The sequence below is a fragment of the Paenarthrobacter sp. OM7 genome, assembly GCF_029873575.1.
In the GTDB taxonomy this organism is placed as follows: domain Bacteria; phylum Actinomycetota; class Actinomycetes; order Actinomycetales; family Micrococcaceae; genus Arthrobacter.
In genome coordinates, this window is record NZ_CP123579.1 from 1,450,281 (window position 1) to 1,466,820 (window position 16,540).

Below are 16,540 nucleotides of genomic sequence, written 5' to 3' on the forward strand. Positions count from 1 at the left end.
TTCATGGCCAATTCGCCACCCCCACTGCCCGCCGGCTGCGACTACCTGTGGTGTGATCTGCCGCCGCACACCGCCAACGTCGAACACCAACTCAACGGCGGACCCATTGAATGGTCCGACGACCCGGAACCCGGCATATAAGTAAGCCCCCACTCTCTCGCGAGGGTGGGGGCCTTCTTTACGTTCAGTCGTACATGTTTGGGATAACGTCTGGGGCCGATGGCCGGAGAGCGACGGTAAGGCTCTCTTCCCAGGCGACCTCATCGTCAATCATCAGCTGAACAACTGTCTGGGCTTCGGCGCTTGTCATGACGCCCAGGGCGAGATACTCGTTCCAGGACTGAATACCGTTCGGGAACCATGGTTTGTCCCAATGGCGTTCTACGTGACCCGTTATCGATCCGAGAACCCTGTCGGTGAGCATCACGCCGCCGGAGTCGTGTTTAAAGCGCATGCGTACAGTGATGTCCCGGCCGGCATCAATTGAGTACCAGTTGATACGGACCAAGGCGTAGAGAGCACCCCCGAACGGCAGGCTGGGAACGGCCATTACCTGGACTGGCAGACGGTAGAAGCTCTTGTTTGGTTGTTCGGCCACGCCTTCGATCGACTGGCCTAATACTGCGAAGTCCACGCGGTCTGAAGCGCGAAGGCGGTTCTCCTCCAACCATTCCGCGACCTTGCCAGATTCGAACTTAGTCTTATCGCTGGCCACCAGGAGAACCATCGCCTCGGAAGTGATCGTAGGCAGGTCGCGAAGTTCCTGCCCGTTTATGCCGAGGAAGGTCTTCATGGCGAGCCACGCTGTTCGCTTATTGCCGTCACTGAAGTTCTGAGTGGTAGCAATGCCATGGAGGAGCACGGCGGCCTTCTCCCAGAGGGTCGCGTACTTTTCCTGTCCTCCGTATCCTGCTGAAGGGCGGGCAGCGACAGCATGAACGCCGTTTTCGTCAAGGACTCCTGCGCCTGGACCCCCGTGCTCGGCGTTCAAGGCAATGATGGTTTCCGCGTCCAAATACCGCATCACTGGGCCGCGAGACGATCGAGGAGTTCCTTGTCCTTGACAGCTATTCTGCGAGCCAGCTCAAGTGCATCTGATTGCTCGACGAAAGTCCGCCCGCCACTCTCGTAGGTCCGGGCTGTCGCAAACTCGACAGGAGGAATCGAATCACTCCGGGTAATCGTCGCCATGCGTTGCATCATAACAAGCCGACGGGATCCCCTTGGTCACGTGCGTATTGAGAGGACTCGGCAGCCCTCGGGCACGAGGACACGGGCGGCCGCCAGGGCATCCTCATAGGTGGGTCCGAAGGCACTCACGTGCCCGTGCTCACCGTCGGCGGTTTCATAGGTCAACTTCACTTCCACGCCTCCATCCTAATTCGCCTAGGTTTAGGGCATGGAAGAACTCATAAAGCCCTTTGTACCCGTCGTTGCAGTTATTGTCGGCGCGATCTTGACCGCAGTTCTCGCCCACGCAAACGGAAAGGCCAATCGAGCTGCCACGGAGAAAACCGAGGCAGCTGCTTGGCAGCGAGCCCAGGAGGCGGAAACATCCGCTTGGCAGCGGGCCCGCGAAGCGGAGCGCGCTGGCTGGCTCCGTGAGGAGCGGACAAAGGTGCATTTCAAGTTCATCGAATCGCTGGCTGAGATAACGCAGGTCTCGGTATCGAATCCGAAGCCTGGGCCAGTTTTGGAATGGGAGCAGGAGTACCACGACAAAATGACGGCGGCGCAGTCGCAGCTGAGCCGCATGCTGGACCGGATGAAACTCCTTTGCGAGTTCCCGACCTACCTGAGAGCGGTCGACTTCATGATGGCTCACCAAGCTCACGTTGGACCTGCAGCAGCATCCCCGCGCCGATTCATGGGCCCTGAGGAGGAGGCTGCGTTTCAGGCGCGAGTCTTACAGATCGCCCAGTTGGAGAAGATCTACATGGACGCGGTCCGAACTGAGCTGTCAGTGACCCTGGAGGACACACGCGCAACCGTGTTTGACTGACCGGTTTGGTTGCCACCTTGGTTGCCATTAGCAAAAATGCGGACGCACCTAGCCGCACATCAGCGCATCCGAGTTCCGCGTGATTCCGGAACTTTTGCACCTACCCGCACCCCGGCGCACACCCCACACTGAGACTTAAAATCCGCGTGTTGTGGGTTCGAGTCCCACCTGGGGCACAAGCAGAAAGACCCCCGAAACCCTTGCGAACAAAGGGATTCGGGGGTCTTTTTCCTTGGCCCGGGCTGGGCCGTCCACGAGGGGCTTGCTGGTCTGTCTGAACCTGGCTTATCCGCCCACATCGCTTCCGCCGTGCTCCCAAGGGTCCTCCGCGGAAATTCCCAGCCCGCTCGTAGATTCCCCACAGGCAACGAGTGTTATAGGGATGTGACCTGAATCACTTATGTTCGCCGCCCAATTGCATTAGTTTGAGTCTTAATCAGGAACACCTGAGTAATCGCATCAAAGGCAGTTCGCACCTTTCGATCGAGGAGACAACGCATGTTTGATCTTTCCCCAGCGGCGCCCCGAGCCGCCAAGCTAACAGCGCTTGGCATTGGGGTCGCTCTCTTGGCCACGGCCTGTGGTGGGTCTTCGACTCCTACCCAGACCGGGTCTTCTTCCGCCGCGGCGGCAGGCATTTCCTGCCCGGCTCCCAGCGGCGGGGCGGGAGCCGGCAACAGCCAAGCTGCCACCAACACGGGACCAGTACCTCCCTCGACCACCACCACAGACGCACCACTGAAACTTGGATCGCTCCTGCCGACGACGGGGTCGCTGGCGTTCCTCGGCCCGCCCGAAATTGCCGGTGTCAACCTCGGCATCAAGGAAGTCAACGACGCCGGTGGCGTACTCGGCGCACCTGTCTCCGTGGTCCACCGCGACTCCGGTGATACCAAGACGGACATCGCCACCCAGTCCACCACCGCCCTCCTGGGCCAGGGCGTGAGCGCCGTCATCGGTGCTGCATCCTCGGGCGTTTCCAAGACGGTCATCAACCAGATCACGGGCGCCGGTGTCATCCACTTCTCGCCCGCCAACACCTCGCCTGACTTCACCACATGGGACGACAAGGGCCTCTACTGGCGAACTGCACCGTCCGACGTCCTGCAGGGCAAGGTCCTGGGCAACTACATGGCTACCTGTGGAGCGCAAACCGTTGGCATGATCGTTCTGAACGACGCTTACGGAACCGGTCTCCAGAAGAACGTCAAGGAAGCCTTCGAGGCCGCCGGTGGCAAGGTTGTTGCTGAGGAACTCTTCAACGAGGGTGACTCCCAGTTCAGCAGCCAGGTGGACAAGGTCCTCGCCGCCAAGCCGGATGCGATCGCCCTGATCACCTTCGACCAAGCCAAGAGCATCGTCCCCCTGATCACGGGCAAGGGCATCAAGCCCACGCAGCTGTTCATGGTTGATGGCAACACCTCCGATTACAGCAAGGACTTCCAGGCCGGCACCATGAAGGGCGCACAGGGAACCATTCCCGGTACGTTCGCCAAGGACGACTTCAAGAAGAAGCTCCTCGCCATCGATCCCGCCCTGAAGGATTACAGCTACGCAGGCGAGTCCTACGACGCCGTGAACCTGATCGCTTTGGCCTCCGAGGCCGCCAAGAGCACCAAGGGCACGGACATCGCAGCCAAGCTGAAGGAAGTCTCTGAAGGCGGCGAGAAGTGCACCACCTTCGCAGCATGTGTCACGTTGCTCCGCGACGGCAAGGACATCGACTACGACGGCCAGTCCGGTCCGGTCACCTTCTCCGACGCTGGTGACCCCACCGAGGCGTACATCGGTATCTACGAATACCAGGATGACAACACCTACAAGCCGGTCCGCGAAGAGTTCGGCAAGCTCTAAGCCGCAGCCGGTCCAAACCCCAGTCACTCACAGGCCCCCTTCCTCATCTGGAAGGGGGCCTGTTCTGTGCTGGGCTGCGTTCTGTGGTGTCGCTACCCGCTGCGGGGGAGAAACCCATCAAGGACCCGGGTCACCATTTCCACGCCCTGACGCTCAAAGACGGCGTCTCCCACGTGGTGTGCCCAGACCACCGTGCCCACCGACTGGTTCAGGTTTTCCAGCGTCCACAGGTGGTGGTCCTCCTCGCTGGTGACAACCCTGCCCAAGCCCTCGTGGAAGGCCGCGGCAAGCGTTGGCTCAGCGAGGAGCTGCTGGTGGCTGAGCCGGACCAGGTCATGAACCCACGGGCGAAGCTCGGCACGGCCAAAATCGATCACCTTGATCACTCCGTCGTCGTCCAGCCAATTCCTGGGCTGGTAATCGCCATGGGTTGTCACAAGCGTGGCAGGACCCGGCTCCAACGACTCAAGGACCTCTTGTAGTCTTCTTTGCGTCTCCTCGGGCAGGAGAGAGTGCGCGCGTTCAATGAGGGAGCCCGTCCTGGCCGCCAGCGCCTTTGCGTAACCGCGGGAGGTTCCCGCCGGCAGGTGCATCATTGAGAGCAGCATGCCGGCCTCACGGTACGTTCTGGGATCGGATTCGGAAGAGGTTCCAGCTACCAGGGTCCCGGGCAAGTACCCGGTGACCAGGATGCCTGCCTCAGGCGACGCGTGCTTCAGGGTGGGTACCCTGCCGTGCAGCCCCGGCAGGCCCCGCGAGTAAGCCGCAATCTCGCGCCGGATGTGGTGGCTCGTGGTGCTGGCTTTGACGATGTACTCCTGGCCATCCGGGGCAGCGACCTGAAGGACGGTGGTGTCCTGGAGGGGCCATGAGTGGTCTTGAACCACGGTGAAGCCACCAAGCCATGTCAACAGGAGGCTTTGCTGCAGTTCCGTGATGGTTCCCGTCATCAGTCCAGCATGCCATTGGGTGGCATTTCGCGTTGACCGAAGGGGTCCAGGCGGCTTCCGCTCCCTTGGCAGGAGTGTGTCTTAAACAGCGGAAGGCCCCGGGTGGTGTCCCGGGGCCTTCCGTCGTGCGGGGCTGAGGTGGTTAGACCTCGTCCGCCAGAGTGCCCAGATAGAGCTGGATGACCTTGGGGTCCTTCATAAGCTCACGGCCGGTACCCGTGTACGCGTCCTTGCCTTGGTCCAGTACGTAGCCGCGATCGCAGATCTGCAGGCATCGGCGGGCGTTCTGTTCAACCATGATGACCGAGACGCCGGCACGGTTGATCTCGTGGACCCTGAGGAAGGTTTCGTCCTGTTTGACGGGGGAGAGGCCGGCTGACGGCTCGTCCAGGAGCAGTACGGCCGGATCCATCATGAGCGCCCTGCCCATGGCTACCATCTGGCGCTCACCACCGGAGAGCGACCCCGCACGCTGGGCGCGACGCTTAGCCAGTTCCGGGAACAGGCTGGTCACAAAGTCGAAGCGCTCAGCGAAGGCCTTGGGACGCTGGAACATGCCCATCTGGAGGTTCTCTTCGATGGTCAGTGCTGCGAACACGTTGTTGGTCTGCGGCACGAAGCCCACACCCTGGGTCACCAGCTTGTTGGCTTTCAAACCCGTGAGGTCCTGGCCCCGGACCACCACGGTGCCGGAGTGGACTTTCACCAGCCCGAACATGGCCTTCAGCAGGGTGGATTTGCCGGCACCGTTGGGGCCGATGATGCCGATCAACTCACCCTTGCGTGCCTCGATGCTGCATCCGTTGAGGATGTTGACGCCGGGAATGTACCCGGCTACGAGGTTGGTGACTTTGACGACGGAATCGCCTGCCGGAGCAGCTGCTGAGGCGGGCATTGCGGCGGGGCTGCTCATTTCCCGTCCTCCTTCTTGGTTTCAACGATGTCGGACAGGATGCCGGCGTCTTCAGTACCCACCACCGACTCTTCATCGGCCTCAAGCTCGGCTTCGAGCACCTTGATGCCTTCAGCATCGCCGAGGTCCACGTCGTGGTGGGCGCCAAGGTAGGCGTCGATGACGGCAGGGTTCTTCATGACTTCGCCCGGAGGGCCTTCAGCCACCACCTTGCCTTCGGCCATGACCACTACCCAGTCCGCGATATGCCGGACCATGTTCATGTCGTGCTCCACGAACAGCACGGTCATGCCTTCAGCCTTCAGGTTCTTGATGTGGTCCAGCAGCGACTGGGTCAGAGCGGGGTTCACACCGGCCATGGGCTCATCGAGCATCACCAGCTTGGGCCGCACCATCAGGGAACGTGCCATTTCCAGCAGCTTCCGCTGTCCACCCGAGAGGGACGCAGCGTAGTCGTCCTTCTTGGCATCCAGCTTGAACTTCTCCAACAGCACGTTGGCCTGGGCTGTGATTTCCTTCTCGCGGCCTCCCCACATGCCCTTGAAAAGGGCCTTGGAGAGCCGTTCGCCGGGCTGGTCCGCTGCGCCGAGCCGCATGTTCTCCATGACGGTCAGTTTGCCCATCACCTTGGTCAGCTGGAACGTGCGCACCATGCCCATGCGTGCCACCTTGTAGGAGGAAACGCCTGCCAGGCTGTTGCCCTCAAACTGCCACTTGCCTGTATTGGGAGTGTCAAAGCCGGTGAGCAGGTTGAACAGGGTGGTTTTGCCGGCGCCGTTGGGGCCGATCAAAGCAGTGATTTTGTGGCGCGGGATCTCAAGATATTCGACGTCCACTGCGTTGATGCCGCCAAAGGACCGGGTGACATCCTCTGCCACCACGATGGGATCGCGCTTCTTGCAGCCGGGGGTGTTCTCCCCGACCGCGATGGGCCGCGAATCCGTCATGTAGTCGATATTCTCGGTATTGCGTTCGTTGGTCTCACTCATGCGAAAGCAAGCTCCTTCTTATTGCCGAAGACGCCTTGCGGGCGGAAGATCATCAGGAGCATCAGCGCGACACCCACCAGGATGTAGCGCAGCTGGCCGGCCTGGACGGTGGTCAGCCACGTGACTGCCCCTGATTCGATAAGGCCGTAGAGCAGGCTCTGGGTCAGCGACAGGACAACCCAGAAGATCATGGCTCCGATGACCGGCCCCAGGACAGTGGCCATGCCGCCGAGGAGGAGGCAGGTCCACAGGAAGAACGTCAGTTCCGTGCCGTAGTTGGATGGCTGGACGGCGCCGCGGGGGAGTGTGAAGATCATGCCCGCCAAGGCTCCCAGGACACCACCGATGATCAGTGCCTGCATCTTGTAGGCGTAGACGTTCTTACCGAGCGAGCGGACAGCGTTCTCGTCCTCGCGGATGCCCTTCAGGACACGGCCCCACGGGCTGCGCATGAGGAGCCAGACCAGCACACAGCACACGATGACGAGTCCCCAACCGACCACCCGGATGAAGAAGTCACGGTTGTTCATGCCCATGTAGGACCCCTCGGGGAAGGGGTTCATGGCGTAGAACGTGTTCTCAAACGCGGCCAGGCCGTTGGCGGAGCCCGTAACGCTGGTGAGCTGGTTGGTGGTGACTACGTAACGGACAATTTCTGCCGCTGCGATGGTGACGATTGCCAGATAGTCGGCGCGTAGCCGGAGGGTGGGAATACCGAGGATGAAGGCGAAGATCACCGAGCAGAGAATGGAGATGATCAGTGCAAGGAAGAACGGAGCGTCGAAGCTCAGGGTTGAGATGGCGAAACCGTAGGCACCAACTGCCATAAAGCCTGCCTGGCCGAAGTTCAGCAGGCCTGAGTAGCCGAAGTGAACCGCAAGACCCAAAGCGGCCAGTGCGTACGCCGCCGTCGTCGGGCTGAATAATTCGCCAAGGGCGCTGGAGAAAATGAATCCGAAGTCCATGGCCCGCTCCTAACCCACACGCTCACGCCGGCCGAGGATACCCTGCGGTCGGAACAGAAGAACAACGATCATGATGAACAGTGCACCGACGTACTTAAGGTCGGCGGGAAGGCCGAACACTGTAGTCAGTTCCACGAAGATGCCGACGACGATCGAGCCGATCAAAGCGCCGAAGACGGTTCCCAGACCACCCAGCGTCACGCCGGCGAAGATGAGAAGCAGGATCTGCGAGCCCATGTCGAAGGTGACACCGGGACGGTAGTACGCCCACAGGATGCCACCGAGGGAGGCGAGGACGCCGCCGACGATCCAGACGATGCGGATGACGGAGTCGACGTCGATGCCGGACGCGGCTGCCAAAGCGGGATTGTCCGCTACGGCGCGGGTTGCCTTGCCGAGACGGGTCTTCAGCAGGACGATGCCAATCAACGCGATGACCACAGCGCTGATAATCAGTGACCAGAGGTTGTTCGGGGAGATGGACACAGGCCCTATCTGGATTTCGGCGCTTTGTGCACCGGGCAGCTGTTGGGTTGCTCCACCGAAGAAGAACTGGATGACGTAGCGGATGGCCAATGCCAGGCCGATGCTGACGATCATCATGGGAACGAGGCCGGAGCCGCGTTTCCGCAATGGACGCCAGAGTCCGGCGTCCTGGACGTAGCCAAAGAGCCCGCCCCCTATCAGTGCCAGCAGGATCGCCAGCCAGAAGGGGAGTCCGAATCCGTTGAACATGAACACGAGGACGGCGCCCAGGGTCACCATCTCGCCGTGGGCGAAGTTGGTTAGGCCCGTGGTTCCGAAGATCAGGGAGAGGCCCACCGAGGCGAGGGCGAGGAGGAGGCCAAAGCTCAGGCCCGCCACCAGGCGGTTAAGGAGGTTCTGGCCAAAGTCCTGCTGTTGGACCACGATGCCCTCACCGAAGGCGAAGATCACTGACAGGTTGGATGTTTGGCTGAACGTGACATCGCGGGGATTGTCCTGGCCCTCGGCCAGTGCGATGCCCTCCGGCAAGGTGGAGGTGTCCAGCTCGATGGTGTAGGTACCTTGGACGGGAACACCGATGGTCCACGCACCATTGGCTCCGGAGGTTGCTTCACCTTCGAACCCGTTGCCAGAGGCCTTGATTTTGACGCCGGGTATGGGGGCCCGGGCATCATCGCGGAGGAACCCGCTGATGTTGTTTTGGAATGTCGTCGGTGACGGCGAAGGCGATGGGGTGGTTGCCTGTGCCGAGGGGGCGGCGATCAACAGAGCGGCGATGAGGGCTGCGAACAGCGCCCCCACAACTCTCTGCAGTCCCTTGGACCGTCTGATGGACGGGTCTCGCAGTGTGCTTCTCAAAATGGAAACCTCCACAGTGGGGGTGGTCCCGGCTGCGCCATTGCAGCCGGTGCGAACGGTAAATGGGGCTTGTGAACAGTTCTTGCCTAGCTGCCTCGATTGTGATCTAAGTCACCCATGTGTGGCCTATGTTACCGCCCGGTGGGCCGAATAAATGCCCAGTTCGGGGGTGCAAACATCGCGATCGGATAACAACTGTGAAGCTATAGGCAACTTATGATGTAGCTGTAGTTAAGTAAACCTTTGTTGAGTACGGGTGTTTCTAAACGTTCGGGCGGGTCCCTGCCGCTGCCACTCTGCCGGTTTCGTGTCACGGTTGCGTTTCGTCTGGGTGAACAAGGGAACTTTCCCTGCCGCACGCGCGTGGTAATTGGTACCGTGAATTATCACTAGCCCTTTTTCAGGAGGACACCCGCAATGGCACTTGGCGGAAACCCAGTCTTCAACGGAAAGAATTTCCGTGGAGCAAAGCAGGCCCCGCCTGTACCGCAGAACCCGTACGGCCAGCACTTCAACCAGGCCCCCGGTCGGGCGCCTGGCCAGGTGTTGGATGGCCAGGCCGCGTGGTCTGCCCAGCAGCAGAACATGACCAATGAGCAGCTGCAGCAGATGTACAACCAGCCGGCTGCCGGCCCCGCCGATACCGGCCGTATGACCTATGACGACGTCATCATGAAGACTGTCGCCTGCCTGGTGGTTTTGGTGATCGGCGCCGGCGTGACGCTCTTCGTAGCTCCCGCCCTCTCGACCATGCTCATGATCGTTGGCGCACTGGGCGGCTTCGTCCTGGCCCTGGTCAACACCTTCAAGAAGCAGCCTTCACCGGCACTGATCCTTGCCTACGCCGGCCTGGAAGGCCTGTTCCTGGGCGGCCTTACCCGCATCCTCGACGGCATGTACCCCGGCGTCGGCCTCCAGGCTGTCATCGGCACGCTGGCAGTCTTCGGCGTCACGCTGGTGCTGTTCAAGAGCGGCAAGGTCCGCGCCACCCCCAAGATGGTGCGCTTCTTCATGATCGCCACCATTGGCTACGCAGTCTTCGCGCTCATCAACATGGTGATGATGTGGACCGGTGCCGTGCAGGAGCCCTTCGGCCTGCGCACCAGCATAACGATTGCAGGCATCCCCCTGGGCGTCTTCATCGGCATCCTGGCCATCGGCCTGGCAGCGTTCTCGCTGATCATGGACTTCACCAGCATTGAAGAAGGCGTCCGCGCCGGTGCCCCGGAGCGTTACTCCTGGGTTGCGGCCTTCGGCCTGACGGTCACGCTGGTTTGGCTCTACGTCGAAATCATCCGCCTTCTGGCTATTTTGCGAGGCGACGACTAACTGCTGCAGGCCCAACCTGCAAAGTAAGCCGACCCGAAATGCCCCCGAAGACTCTTCGGGGGCATTTTTGTGTGTCGAGGGGTGAGCTCTCGCCTCTAAGCGGGGGATCATAGGGGCGAGATCCAACCCCTCGGCGAATCATAGGGGCGAGATCCAACCCCTCGCGGTTAGCTCAAGCGTTCGAAAACCACGGCCATTCCCTGCCCGCCGCCAACACACAGAGTGGCAAGCCCCAGGGTTCCGTCCCGTTCCTTGAGCCCGTTCAGGAGCGTGCTGGTCATCCGTGCACCGGTCATGCCAAAGGGGTGTCCCAAGGCGATGGCACCACCGTGGACGTTGAGCTTGGCAGGGTCGATGCCCAGTTCCCGTGCACTTGCTACCACCTGCACGGCGAAGGCTTCGTTAAGTTCCACGAGATCAATGTCGTCCATGGTCAGGCCGGCCAGTGCCAAGGCCCGCCGGGTGGACTCAACGGGACCCATGCCCATGAGCTCGGGGGAGAGTGCGCTCACTCCTGTGGACACCACCCTGGCCAGCGGTTCGAGGCCCAACTCGCGGGCCCGGGTATCGCTCATGACCACTACGGCTGCGGCGCCGTCGTTGAGGGGGCACGCGTTGCCGGCGGTGACTGTCCCGTCGGAACGGAACACGGGTTGGAGGGCGGACACGGCTTCAAGTGTCACTCCCGCCCGCGGAGAGTCGTCGCGCTCCACCACGGTGCCGTCCCGGCGGGTGTAGGGGGTAATGTCGCGGGCGTAGAATCCTGAAGCGATGGCTGCCTCGGCCCGGTTCTGGCTCAGGACGCCCCACTCATCCTGCTCGGCCCTGCTGACGCCATAGGTGGTGGCAACGTTCTCTGCCGTTTGGCCCATGGAGATGTAGATGTCCGGCAGACGGCCACCCAAGCGGGGATCGGTCCACGGAATGTTGGACGCTGCCCTGGCTGCCGTGCGTTGGGCCGCTGGGCCGAACAGGGGGTTGTGGTTGGCGGTGTCCGTTTCTCCTGCGCCTGCCCAGTTCTGGTAGCGGGACACGCTCTCTACCCCGGCGGAGACGATCGTGTTGGCTTCCCCGGCTTTGATGGCGTGGAAGGCCATCCGCAGCGTTTGCAGGCTCGATGCACAGAAACGGTTGATGGTGGCCGCCGGTACCTGGTCCATTCCTGCCAGGACAGCTACCACGCGTGCCATGTTGGAGCCGGCTTCGCCGCTGGGTTCTGCGCAACCAAGAAGGAGATCGTCCAGACCGCGCCCATCCTCGGCGGCCGGATCAAATGCCGGAATCCTGGCGAGGGCGGCCTGCACCATTGCGGTGGCGAGGTCATCGGGGCGCTCGTCCCTCAGGGACCCTTTGAAGGCGCGGCCAATGGGGCTTCTGGCAGTGGAAACAATGACAGCCTCAGTCATGGCCACAGCTTACGCCCGGCGCCTGCACCAGCGCCGGGCGGTTACTGGAAATCACGGAAGTGTCAGGCCAATCGGCGGGCGCCTGCCGCCGGAGTCACCGTGAAGATGTCCGGCGCGGCGTAACCGGCGTCGGCGAAGGAACGCACGACGGCGTCACGCACCTGCTGCTCCTGGCCCACCGGGGTCAGGGCAATGGCCGAACCGCCGAACCCGCCGCCGATCATGCGGGCACCGATGGCGCCGTTGGCGCGGGAAGTGTCCACGGCGAGGTCCAACTCGGGGCAGGAGATCTCAAAGTCGTCGCGCATGGAAACGTGGCTCGCATCCAACAGGGGACCAATGCTGGCGGGTCCTTGGCTGCCCAGTATGTCCACGGTTTGCAGCACGCGGTCGTTCTCGGTGACCACGTGGCGCACGCGCTTCAACGTTGTTTCATCCAGCAGTCCGGACGCTTCCTCCAAGCGTTCCACACCGACATCGCGCAGTGCTTTGACGCCCAGGATCCCGGCACCCAGCTCGCAGGACGCACGGCGGGAGGCGTAACCGCCGTCGGCATGTGAGTGCGAGACCTTGGTGTCGATGACCAGCAGGACCAAACCGGAGGCTTCGGCGTCGAACGGTACCAGGTCCACGTGCTGGTCGCGGCAGTCCAGGAAGACAGCCTGTCCCTTGGCGCCACGCAGGGATGCCGATTGGTCCATGATTCCGGTGGGTGCGCCAACGTAGGCGTTTTCGGCCCGCTGGGTGGCCAGCACAAGGTCCTCGGCGGCGAGTCCGGCTCCGGTCAGCTCATTCAGGGCGCTGATGACGGCGCACTCAATGGCGTGGGAGGAGGAGAGGCCGGCGCCCGACGGGACGTCCGAGTCGAGCAGGAGGTCGAAGCCGGGCACCGTGATGCCACGCTCCTTCAGCGCCCAGGCGACCCCCAGCGGGTAGCGGGACCAACCTTCGCCCGAGCCCGGTTCCAGCTCTGAAAGATCGGCCTCCACCAGTCCGTGCCCACCGAACGTGGACAGCATGCGGACCCTTGAGTCATCGCGGACGCGCAACGCCACCTTTGCTGTCTTATCGATGGCGAAGGGCAGCACGAAACCTTCGTTGTAGTCGGTGTGCTCGCCGATCAGGTTGACGCGTCCCGGTGCCTGCCACACGCCGTCGGGGGCTTCACCGAACGTTTCCTGGAAGCGGGCGGCGAGGACGCTGGTATCGGTAGTGGTGCTCATGCTCGGGTGCCTTCCAGGGTCTTGGGGGATGCCGGTGCCGCGGCGACGCTGCGGAGCCTCTCCGCCACGGCTTCGGGGGTGGTGTCGTTGATGAACGCTCCCATGGCGGCCTCTGAGCCGGCCAAGTACTTGAGCTTATCGGCTGCGCGACGGGGTGAAGTCAACTGCAGGTGGAGCTGGCCTGCAGGGCGCAGGGACGGATCCAGCGGAGCCTGGTGCCATGCGGAGATATACGGCATGGGAGTGGGGTAGAGGGAGTCGAGGCGCTTGAGCAGGTCAAGGTAGACGTGCGAAAGTTCATCGCGTTCTGCGCCCGTGAGCGCTGCGAGGTCGGGGACGCTGCGGTGGGGGACCACGTGGATTTCCAAGGGCCAACGCGCGGCGAAGGGGACGTAGGCGCTGAAGTGTTCGGCCTCCAGCACCATGCGGCTGCCGTCTTCGCGTTCAGCCTTGAGGAGCGACGCCGCCAGCGTCTCCTTCCCGTCGACGTCGTCGTAGTATTTCCGTGCGACAGCACCGAGCTGGGCGGCGCGCGGCGTGACGTACGGGTACGCGTAGATCTGTCCATGCGGGTGGTGCAGGGTAACGCCGATGTCCGCGCCGCGGTTTTCGAACGGGAAGACCTGTTTGATGCCCGGCAAGGCGCTGAGCGCTTCGGTCCGCTGTGCCCATGCCTCAATGACGGTGCGAGCGCGGGTCTCACCGAGTTCGGCGAAGGAGCCGGTGTGCTGCGGGGTGAAGGCGACTACTTCGCATCGGCCGAATGCGGGTCCAACGGTCCCATGGCCGCTGGCGCCCGGTGCGGGCAGAGGGGGAATATCACCCAGGGCAGGGCCCAGGGAGGGGAAGCGGTTTTCGAACACCACAACGTCATAGTCCGCTGCCGGGATTTCCGAGGGGTTCGCCGCGGTAGTGGGGCAAATAGGGCACTGGTCGGCAGGCGGCAGATGCGTGCGGGCCTGGCGGTGCGCAGCGACGGCAACCCAGTCGCCCGACAGGGCGTCATACCGGACTTCGCCGGGCTCGCCGCGGGCTGGGAGCTCGCGGTGGTCCACCAGGGATTCCGGTGTTCGCTCCGGAGTGCCGGGGTCGTCGAAGTAGATCAGCTCGCGGCTGTCCGCAAGGCGGGTGCTGGTGATGCGACTCATGGATCCATTGTTCCACAACCGATCAAAAGCGCATAGTTTCTAACAAAAGCTAACATTGAAGGTGGAGCTCCGGGTTTCGAAATGAAGTACGGTATTGCCATGCCTGCCTTGCCTTCACCCGCCGATAACGCGCTCCCCTCCGAATCCCGCCGCTTCGCCACGGGCCGGCAATTCGAGCTTCGCAGGGGCGATGCGCTCGCCGTCATCACCGAACTCGCCGCCGGGCTGCGCCTCTACTCCCGCCGCGGTGTGCAACTGACGGAAAGCTACGATGACGACCAGATTCCTCCGGGCGCCACGGGCATCACCCTGGCGCCATGGGCAAACCGCGTGGAGGACGGGGTCTGGTACCTCGACGGTAAGAAGCAGCAACTTGATATCACCGAAGTCTCCCGCAACAACGCCAGCCACGGGTTGCTGAGGAATGCCGCCTACGCCTTGGTGGACGAATCCGAGTTCAGCGTGACGCTCGAAGCCACCGTGTTCCCGCAGCACGGCTACCCGTTCCTGGTCCGGCACGTGGTCCGCTATGAGCTGGACGAGGCCATGGATCTCCGCGTCCGGCAGACCTTGGTCAACGATTCCCAGGGCAGGGCGCCCTTTGTGCTCGGGGCCCACCCCTACCTGCGCCTCGGTGACGTCGCTACCGAGGACCTGGTCCTGACCGTAAAAGCCCGTACCCGGCTGGTGGCCGACGAGCGGCTGATTCCCCGCAGCACGGCTGAAGCAGATGGACAGTTCGATCTTTCCGCCGGCACAGCGGTGAATGACCTGCTGGTTGATGTCGCTTTGACGGACCTGGCGTACGACGGCGGCGTGGCCCGCCACACGCTGACAGCGCCTGATGGCCGCAGCGTGAGCCTTGAGCAGGACGAGGTGTCCCCGTACGTCCATGTTTTTGTCACTGATACCTTCCCGGGCCGCTCCAAAGCTGTGGCCCTCGAGCCGATGACAGGCCCCGCCAACGCCTTCAACAGCGGCGACGGCCTGCGATGGCTGGCCCCCGGCGAGGCGTTCACCATGAGCTGGGGCATCACCGCATCCCTCTGAGCTTTTTGTACGTGCTGCCTCAGCGTTTGATAACAGCTGCGCGGGCCGGTTTCCCATACGGCGTGGCCTACGGAATTATGGGTTCATGACGCCAACACCGGACGCCAAATCCCGCTCTGACCGCCAAATTGCCGAAGACATCCCCTACGGGGTGCGAATTGCTGCTGCCTGGTCGTGGCGGGCGGGACTGATCCTGCTCATGATTGGTGCCCTGGTCTGGCTGCTGGGCAAGGTCAGCTTCCTCATCATCCCGGTCATGGTGGCCGCCCTTTTGGCCGGATTGCTGTATCCGGTGGTGGCGTGGCTCCGCAACCGCAATGTGCCCAACGGGGCCGCCGTGGCCATCACGGTGGTGGCCTTCATCGGCGTTATCGCCGGCGCCCTGGCCCTGGTGGGAAGGCAGCTTGTCTCCGGCTTCGGCGAACTCTGGCAGGAGGCCCTGGCCGGAATCCAACAGATCCAGACGTGGCTGGCCGATGGTCCCCTCCACCTCACCGCAGACCAGATAGACCAGTACATTGCCGATGGCGCCAACGCGCTGCAAAACAATAGCAGCAGTATCCTGAGTGGCGCCTTGTCCTTTGGCAGCACTGCCGGACACTTTGCCGCGGGACTCGTCCTGGCACTGTTCATCCTCATCTTCTTCCTGCTGGAGGGCAGCCGGATTTGGGCCTTCCTGGTGCGTCTCCTGCCCAAGACCGCGCGAAAGGCCACTGACGGCGCAGGGCGTCGCGGGTGGACGTCCATGGTCAGCTATGTGCGTATCCAGATGTTCGTGGCATTCGTGGATGCTGTGGGCATCGGCGTGGGCGCTGCCATCATCCAGGTTCCCCTCGCACTTCCCTTGGCGGTCCTGGTCTTCATCGGCTCCTTCATCCCGGTAGTGGGTGCCCTTGTTACCGGAGCCATCGCGGTGCTTCTTGCGCTCGTAGCCAACGGGCCCATCAACGCGCTCATCATGCTGGCAATCGTCCTGCTGGTCCAGCAGCTCGAAAGCCACATCCTGCAGCCGCTGGTGATGGGCAAGGCTGTCTCGCTGCACCCCGTGGCCGTGATCCTCTCGGTGGCAGCAGGCTCCTACCTCGCAGGCATCCCGGGGGCACTGTTCGCGGTACCGTTGCTCGCCGTAGTAAACACGGCGGTTCGGTACATTGCCGGGCGGACGTGGGAACATGATGAAGGATTGGGCGGTATGGAGCCTCAGCCGGCAACCGCTTCTGCGGGGCCGAGCGGAGACGCCAACTTCAAGGAGGTTCACCTCCCCAAGCCCGAATCCCGCCTCGGTAAAGGCATCGCAGGCAAGAACAAGGCTGCAGGACGCCCCTCTGCTGAGGGCCCTGCCGCCGACACCACTAAAGGAGAATAGT

The 16,540-nt window shown here is 62.5% G+C and carries 16 protein-coding genes; 6 read left to right on the forward strand and 10 right to left on the reverse strand.

Features of this window, described 5'->3' with window-relative positions; genetic code table 11:
• The first annotated feature begins 3 nt into the window (after positions 1-3).
• Complete coding sequence (locus QEH68_RS06805) at positions 4-141, forward strand: hypothetical protein (RefSeq protein ID WP_280627495.1); 138 nt, start codon at positions 4-6, stop codon at positions 139-141.
• A 43-nt stretch (positions 142-184) separates the two neighbouring features.
• Here QEH68_RS06805 and QEH68_RS06810 read toward each other — a convergent pair whose 3' ends face one another.
• The gene (locus QEH68_RS06810; RefSeq protein WP_280627496.1) at positions 185-991 is read right to left on the reverse strand and encodes a type II toxin-antitoxin system death-on-curing family toxin; all 807 of its coding nucleotides are present in this window, start codon (positions 989-991) and stop codon (positions 185-187) included.
• Between the two features lie 236 nt (positions 992-1,227).
• Positions 1,228-1,368, reverse strand: coding sequence for a hypothetical protein (locus QEH68_RS06815; protein WP_280627497.1), 141 nt, complete (start codon positions 1,366-1,368; stop codon positions 1,228-1,230).
• A 31-nt stretch (positions 1,369-1,399) separates the two neighbouring features.
• On the opposite strand from QEH68_RS06815, the gene QEH68_RS06820 reads away from it, so the two are divergent.
• Positions 1,400-2,002 carry a hypothetical protein gene (locus QEH68_RS06820; RefSeq protein ID WP_280627498.1) on the forward strand — a complete coding sequence of 201 codons (603 nt, stop codon included), beginning with the start codon at positions 1,400-1,402 and terminating at the stop codon, positions 2,000-2,002.
• 498 nt (positions 2,003-2,500) lie between these two features.
• Complete coding sequence (locus QEH68_RS06825) at positions 2,501-3,856, forward strand: ABC transporter substrate-binding protein (RefSeq protein ID WP_280627499.1); 1,356 nt, start codon at positions 2,501-2,503, stop codon at positions 3,854-3,856.
• A gap of 92 nt (positions 3,857-3,948) precedes the next feature.
• On the opposite strand, the gene QEH68_RS06830 is transcribed toward QEH68_RS06825, so the two are convergent.
• The 5 genes from QEH68_RS06830 to QEH68_RS06850 form a co-directional block, all read right to left on the reverse strand.
• Positions 3,949-4,806 (reverse strand): aminoglycoside phosphotransferase family protein, encoded by an 858-nt coding sequence (locus tag QEH68_RS06830; RefSeq protein ID WP_280627500.1) that lies wholly within the window; start codon positions 4,804-4,806, stop codon positions 3,949-3,951.
• 142 nt (positions 4,807-4,948) lie between these two features.
• Entirely contained in the window at positions 4,949-5,719 is a 771-nt protein-coding gene (locus QEH68_RS06835) for an ABC transporter ATP-binding protein (protein WP_207596784.1), read from the reverse strand.
• Positions 5,716-6,708: an ABC transporter ATP-binding protein gene (locus QEH68_RS06840; protein ID WP_207596785.1), complete on the reverse strand. Its 993-nt coding sequence runs from the start codon at positions 6,706-6,708 to the stop codon at positions 5,716-5,718. The genes QEH68_RS06835 and QEH68_RS06840 overlap by 4 nt, the downstream gene beginning before the upstream one ends.
• Entirely contained in the window at positions 6,705-7,673 is a 969-nt protein-coding gene (locus QEH68_RS06845) for a branched-chain amino acid ABC transporter permease (RefSeq protein ID WP_089594158.1), read from the reverse strand. The genes QEH68_RS06840 and QEH68_RS06845 overlap by 4 nt, the downstream gene beginning before the upstream one ends.
• A gap of 9 nt (positions 7,674-7,682) precedes the next feature.
• Entirely contained in the window at positions 7,683-9,017 is a 1,335-nt protein-coding gene (locus QEH68_RS06850) for a branched-chain amino acid ABC transporter permease (RefSeq protein WP_242703555.1), read from the reverse strand.
• Between the two features lie 417 nt (positions 9,018-9,434).
• On the opposite strand from QEH68_RS06850, the gene QEH68_RS06855 reads away from it, so the two are divergent.
• Positions 9,435-10,346, forward strand: a complete 912-nt coding sequence (locus QEH68_RS06855) for a Bax inhibitor-1/YccA family protein (RefSeq protein WP_280627501.1) — start codon at positions 9,435-9,437, stop codon at positions 10,344-10,346.
• 167 nt (positions 10,347-10,513) lie between these two features.
• Here the strand turns inward: QEH68_RS06855 and QEH68_RS06860 are convergent, their stop codons facing one another.
• The 3 genes from QEH68_RS06860 to galT all read right to left on the reverse strand — a co-directional run bounded on the left by QEH68_RS06860 (position 10,514) and on the right by galT (position 14,123).
• Positions 10,514-11,752, reverse strand: a complete 1,239-nt coding sequence (locus QEH68_RS06860; RefSeq protein WP_280627502.1) for an acetyl-CoA C-acetyltransferase — start codon at positions 11,750-11,752, stop codon at positions 10,514-10,516.
• 62 nt (positions 11,753-11,814) lie between these two features.
• Entirely contained in the window at positions 11,815-12,975 is a 1,161-nt protein-coding gene (gene galK / locus QEH68_RS06865; protein WP_280627503.1) for a galactokinase, read from the reverse strand.
• Entirely contained in the window at positions 12,972-14,123 is a 1,152-nt protein-coding gene (gene galT / locus QEH68_RS06870; RefSeq protein WP_207596790.1) for a galactose-1-phosphate uridylyltransferase, read from the reverse strand. Before galT ends, galK begins: the two co-directional genes overlap by 4 nt.
• A gap of 81 nt (positions 14,124-14,204) precedes the next feature.
• Here galT and QEH68_RS06875 point away from each other — a divergent pair, with 81 nt between their 5' ends.
• Together QEH68_RS06875 and QEH68_RS06880 are read left to right on the forward strand one after the other, a co-directional pair.
• Entirely contained in the window at positions 14,205-15,173 is a 969-nt protein-coding gene (locus tag QEH68_RS06875; RefSeq protein ID WP_280627504.1) for an aldose 1-epimerase family protein, read from the forward strand.
• Between the two features lie 85 nt (positions 15,174-15,258).
• Positions 15,259-16,539: an AI-2E family transporter gene (locus QEH68_RS06880; protein ID WP_207596792.1), complete on the forward strand. Its 1,281-nt coding sequence runs from the start codon at positions 15,259-15,261 to the stop codon at positions 16,537-16,539.
• Position 16,540 lies beyond the last annotated feature (1 nt).

Bases quoted from the DNA above. Each gene is read 5' to 3' on its own strand.
- QEH68_RS06805 (WP_280627495.1), top strand. From the start codon at position 4: ATGGCCAATTCGCCACCCCCACTGCCCGCCGGCTGCGACTACCTGTGG.
- QEH68_RS06820 (WP_280627498.1), top strand. From the start codon at position 1,400: ATGGAAGAACTCATAAAGCCCTTTGTACCCGTCGTTGCAGTTATTGTC.
- QEH68_RS06825 (WP_280627499.1), top strand. From the start codon at position 2,501: ATGTTTGATCTTTCCCCAGCGGCGCCCCGAGCCGCCAAGCTAACAGCG.
- QEH68_RS06830 (WP_280627500.1), bottom strand. From the start codon at position 4,806: ATGACGGGAACCATCACGGAACTGCAGCAAAGCCTCCTGTTGACATGG.
- QEH68_RS06835 (WP_207596784.1), bottom strand. From the start codon at position 5,719: ATGAGCAGCCCCGCCGCAATGCCCGCCTCAGCAGCTGCTCCGGCAGGC.
- QEH68_RS06840 (WP_207596785.1), bottom strand. From the start codon at position 6,708: ATGAGTGAGACCAACGAACGCAATACCGAGAATATCGACTACATGACG.
- QEH68_RS06845 (WP_089594158.1), bottom strand. From the start codon at position 7,673: ATGGACTTCGGATTCATTTTCTCCAGCGCCCTTGGCGAATTATTCAGC.
- QEH68_RS06855 (WP_280627501.1), top strand. From the start codon at position 9,435: ATGGCACTTGGCGGAAACCCAGTCTTCAACGGAAAGAATTTCCGTGGA.
- QEH68_RS06860 (WP_280627502.1), bottom strand. From the start codon at position 11,752: ATGACTGAGGCTGTCATTGTTTCCACTGCCAGAAGCCCCATTGGCCGC.
- galK (WP_280627503.1), bottom strand. From the start codon at position 12,975: ATGAGCACCACTACCGATACCAGCGTCCTCGCCGCCCGCTTCCAGGAA.
- galT (WP_207596790.1), bottom strand. From the start codon at position 14,123: ATGAGTCGCATCACCAGCACCCGCCTTGCGGACAGCCGCGAGCTGATC.
- QEH68_RS06875 (WP_280627504.1), top strand. From the start codon at position 14,205: ATGAAGTACGGTATTGCCATGCCTGCCTTGCCTTCACCCGCCGATAAC.
- QEH68_RS06880 (WP_207596792.1), top strand. From the start codon at position 15,259: ATGACGCCAACACCGGACGCCAAATCCCGCTCTGACCGCCAAATTGCC.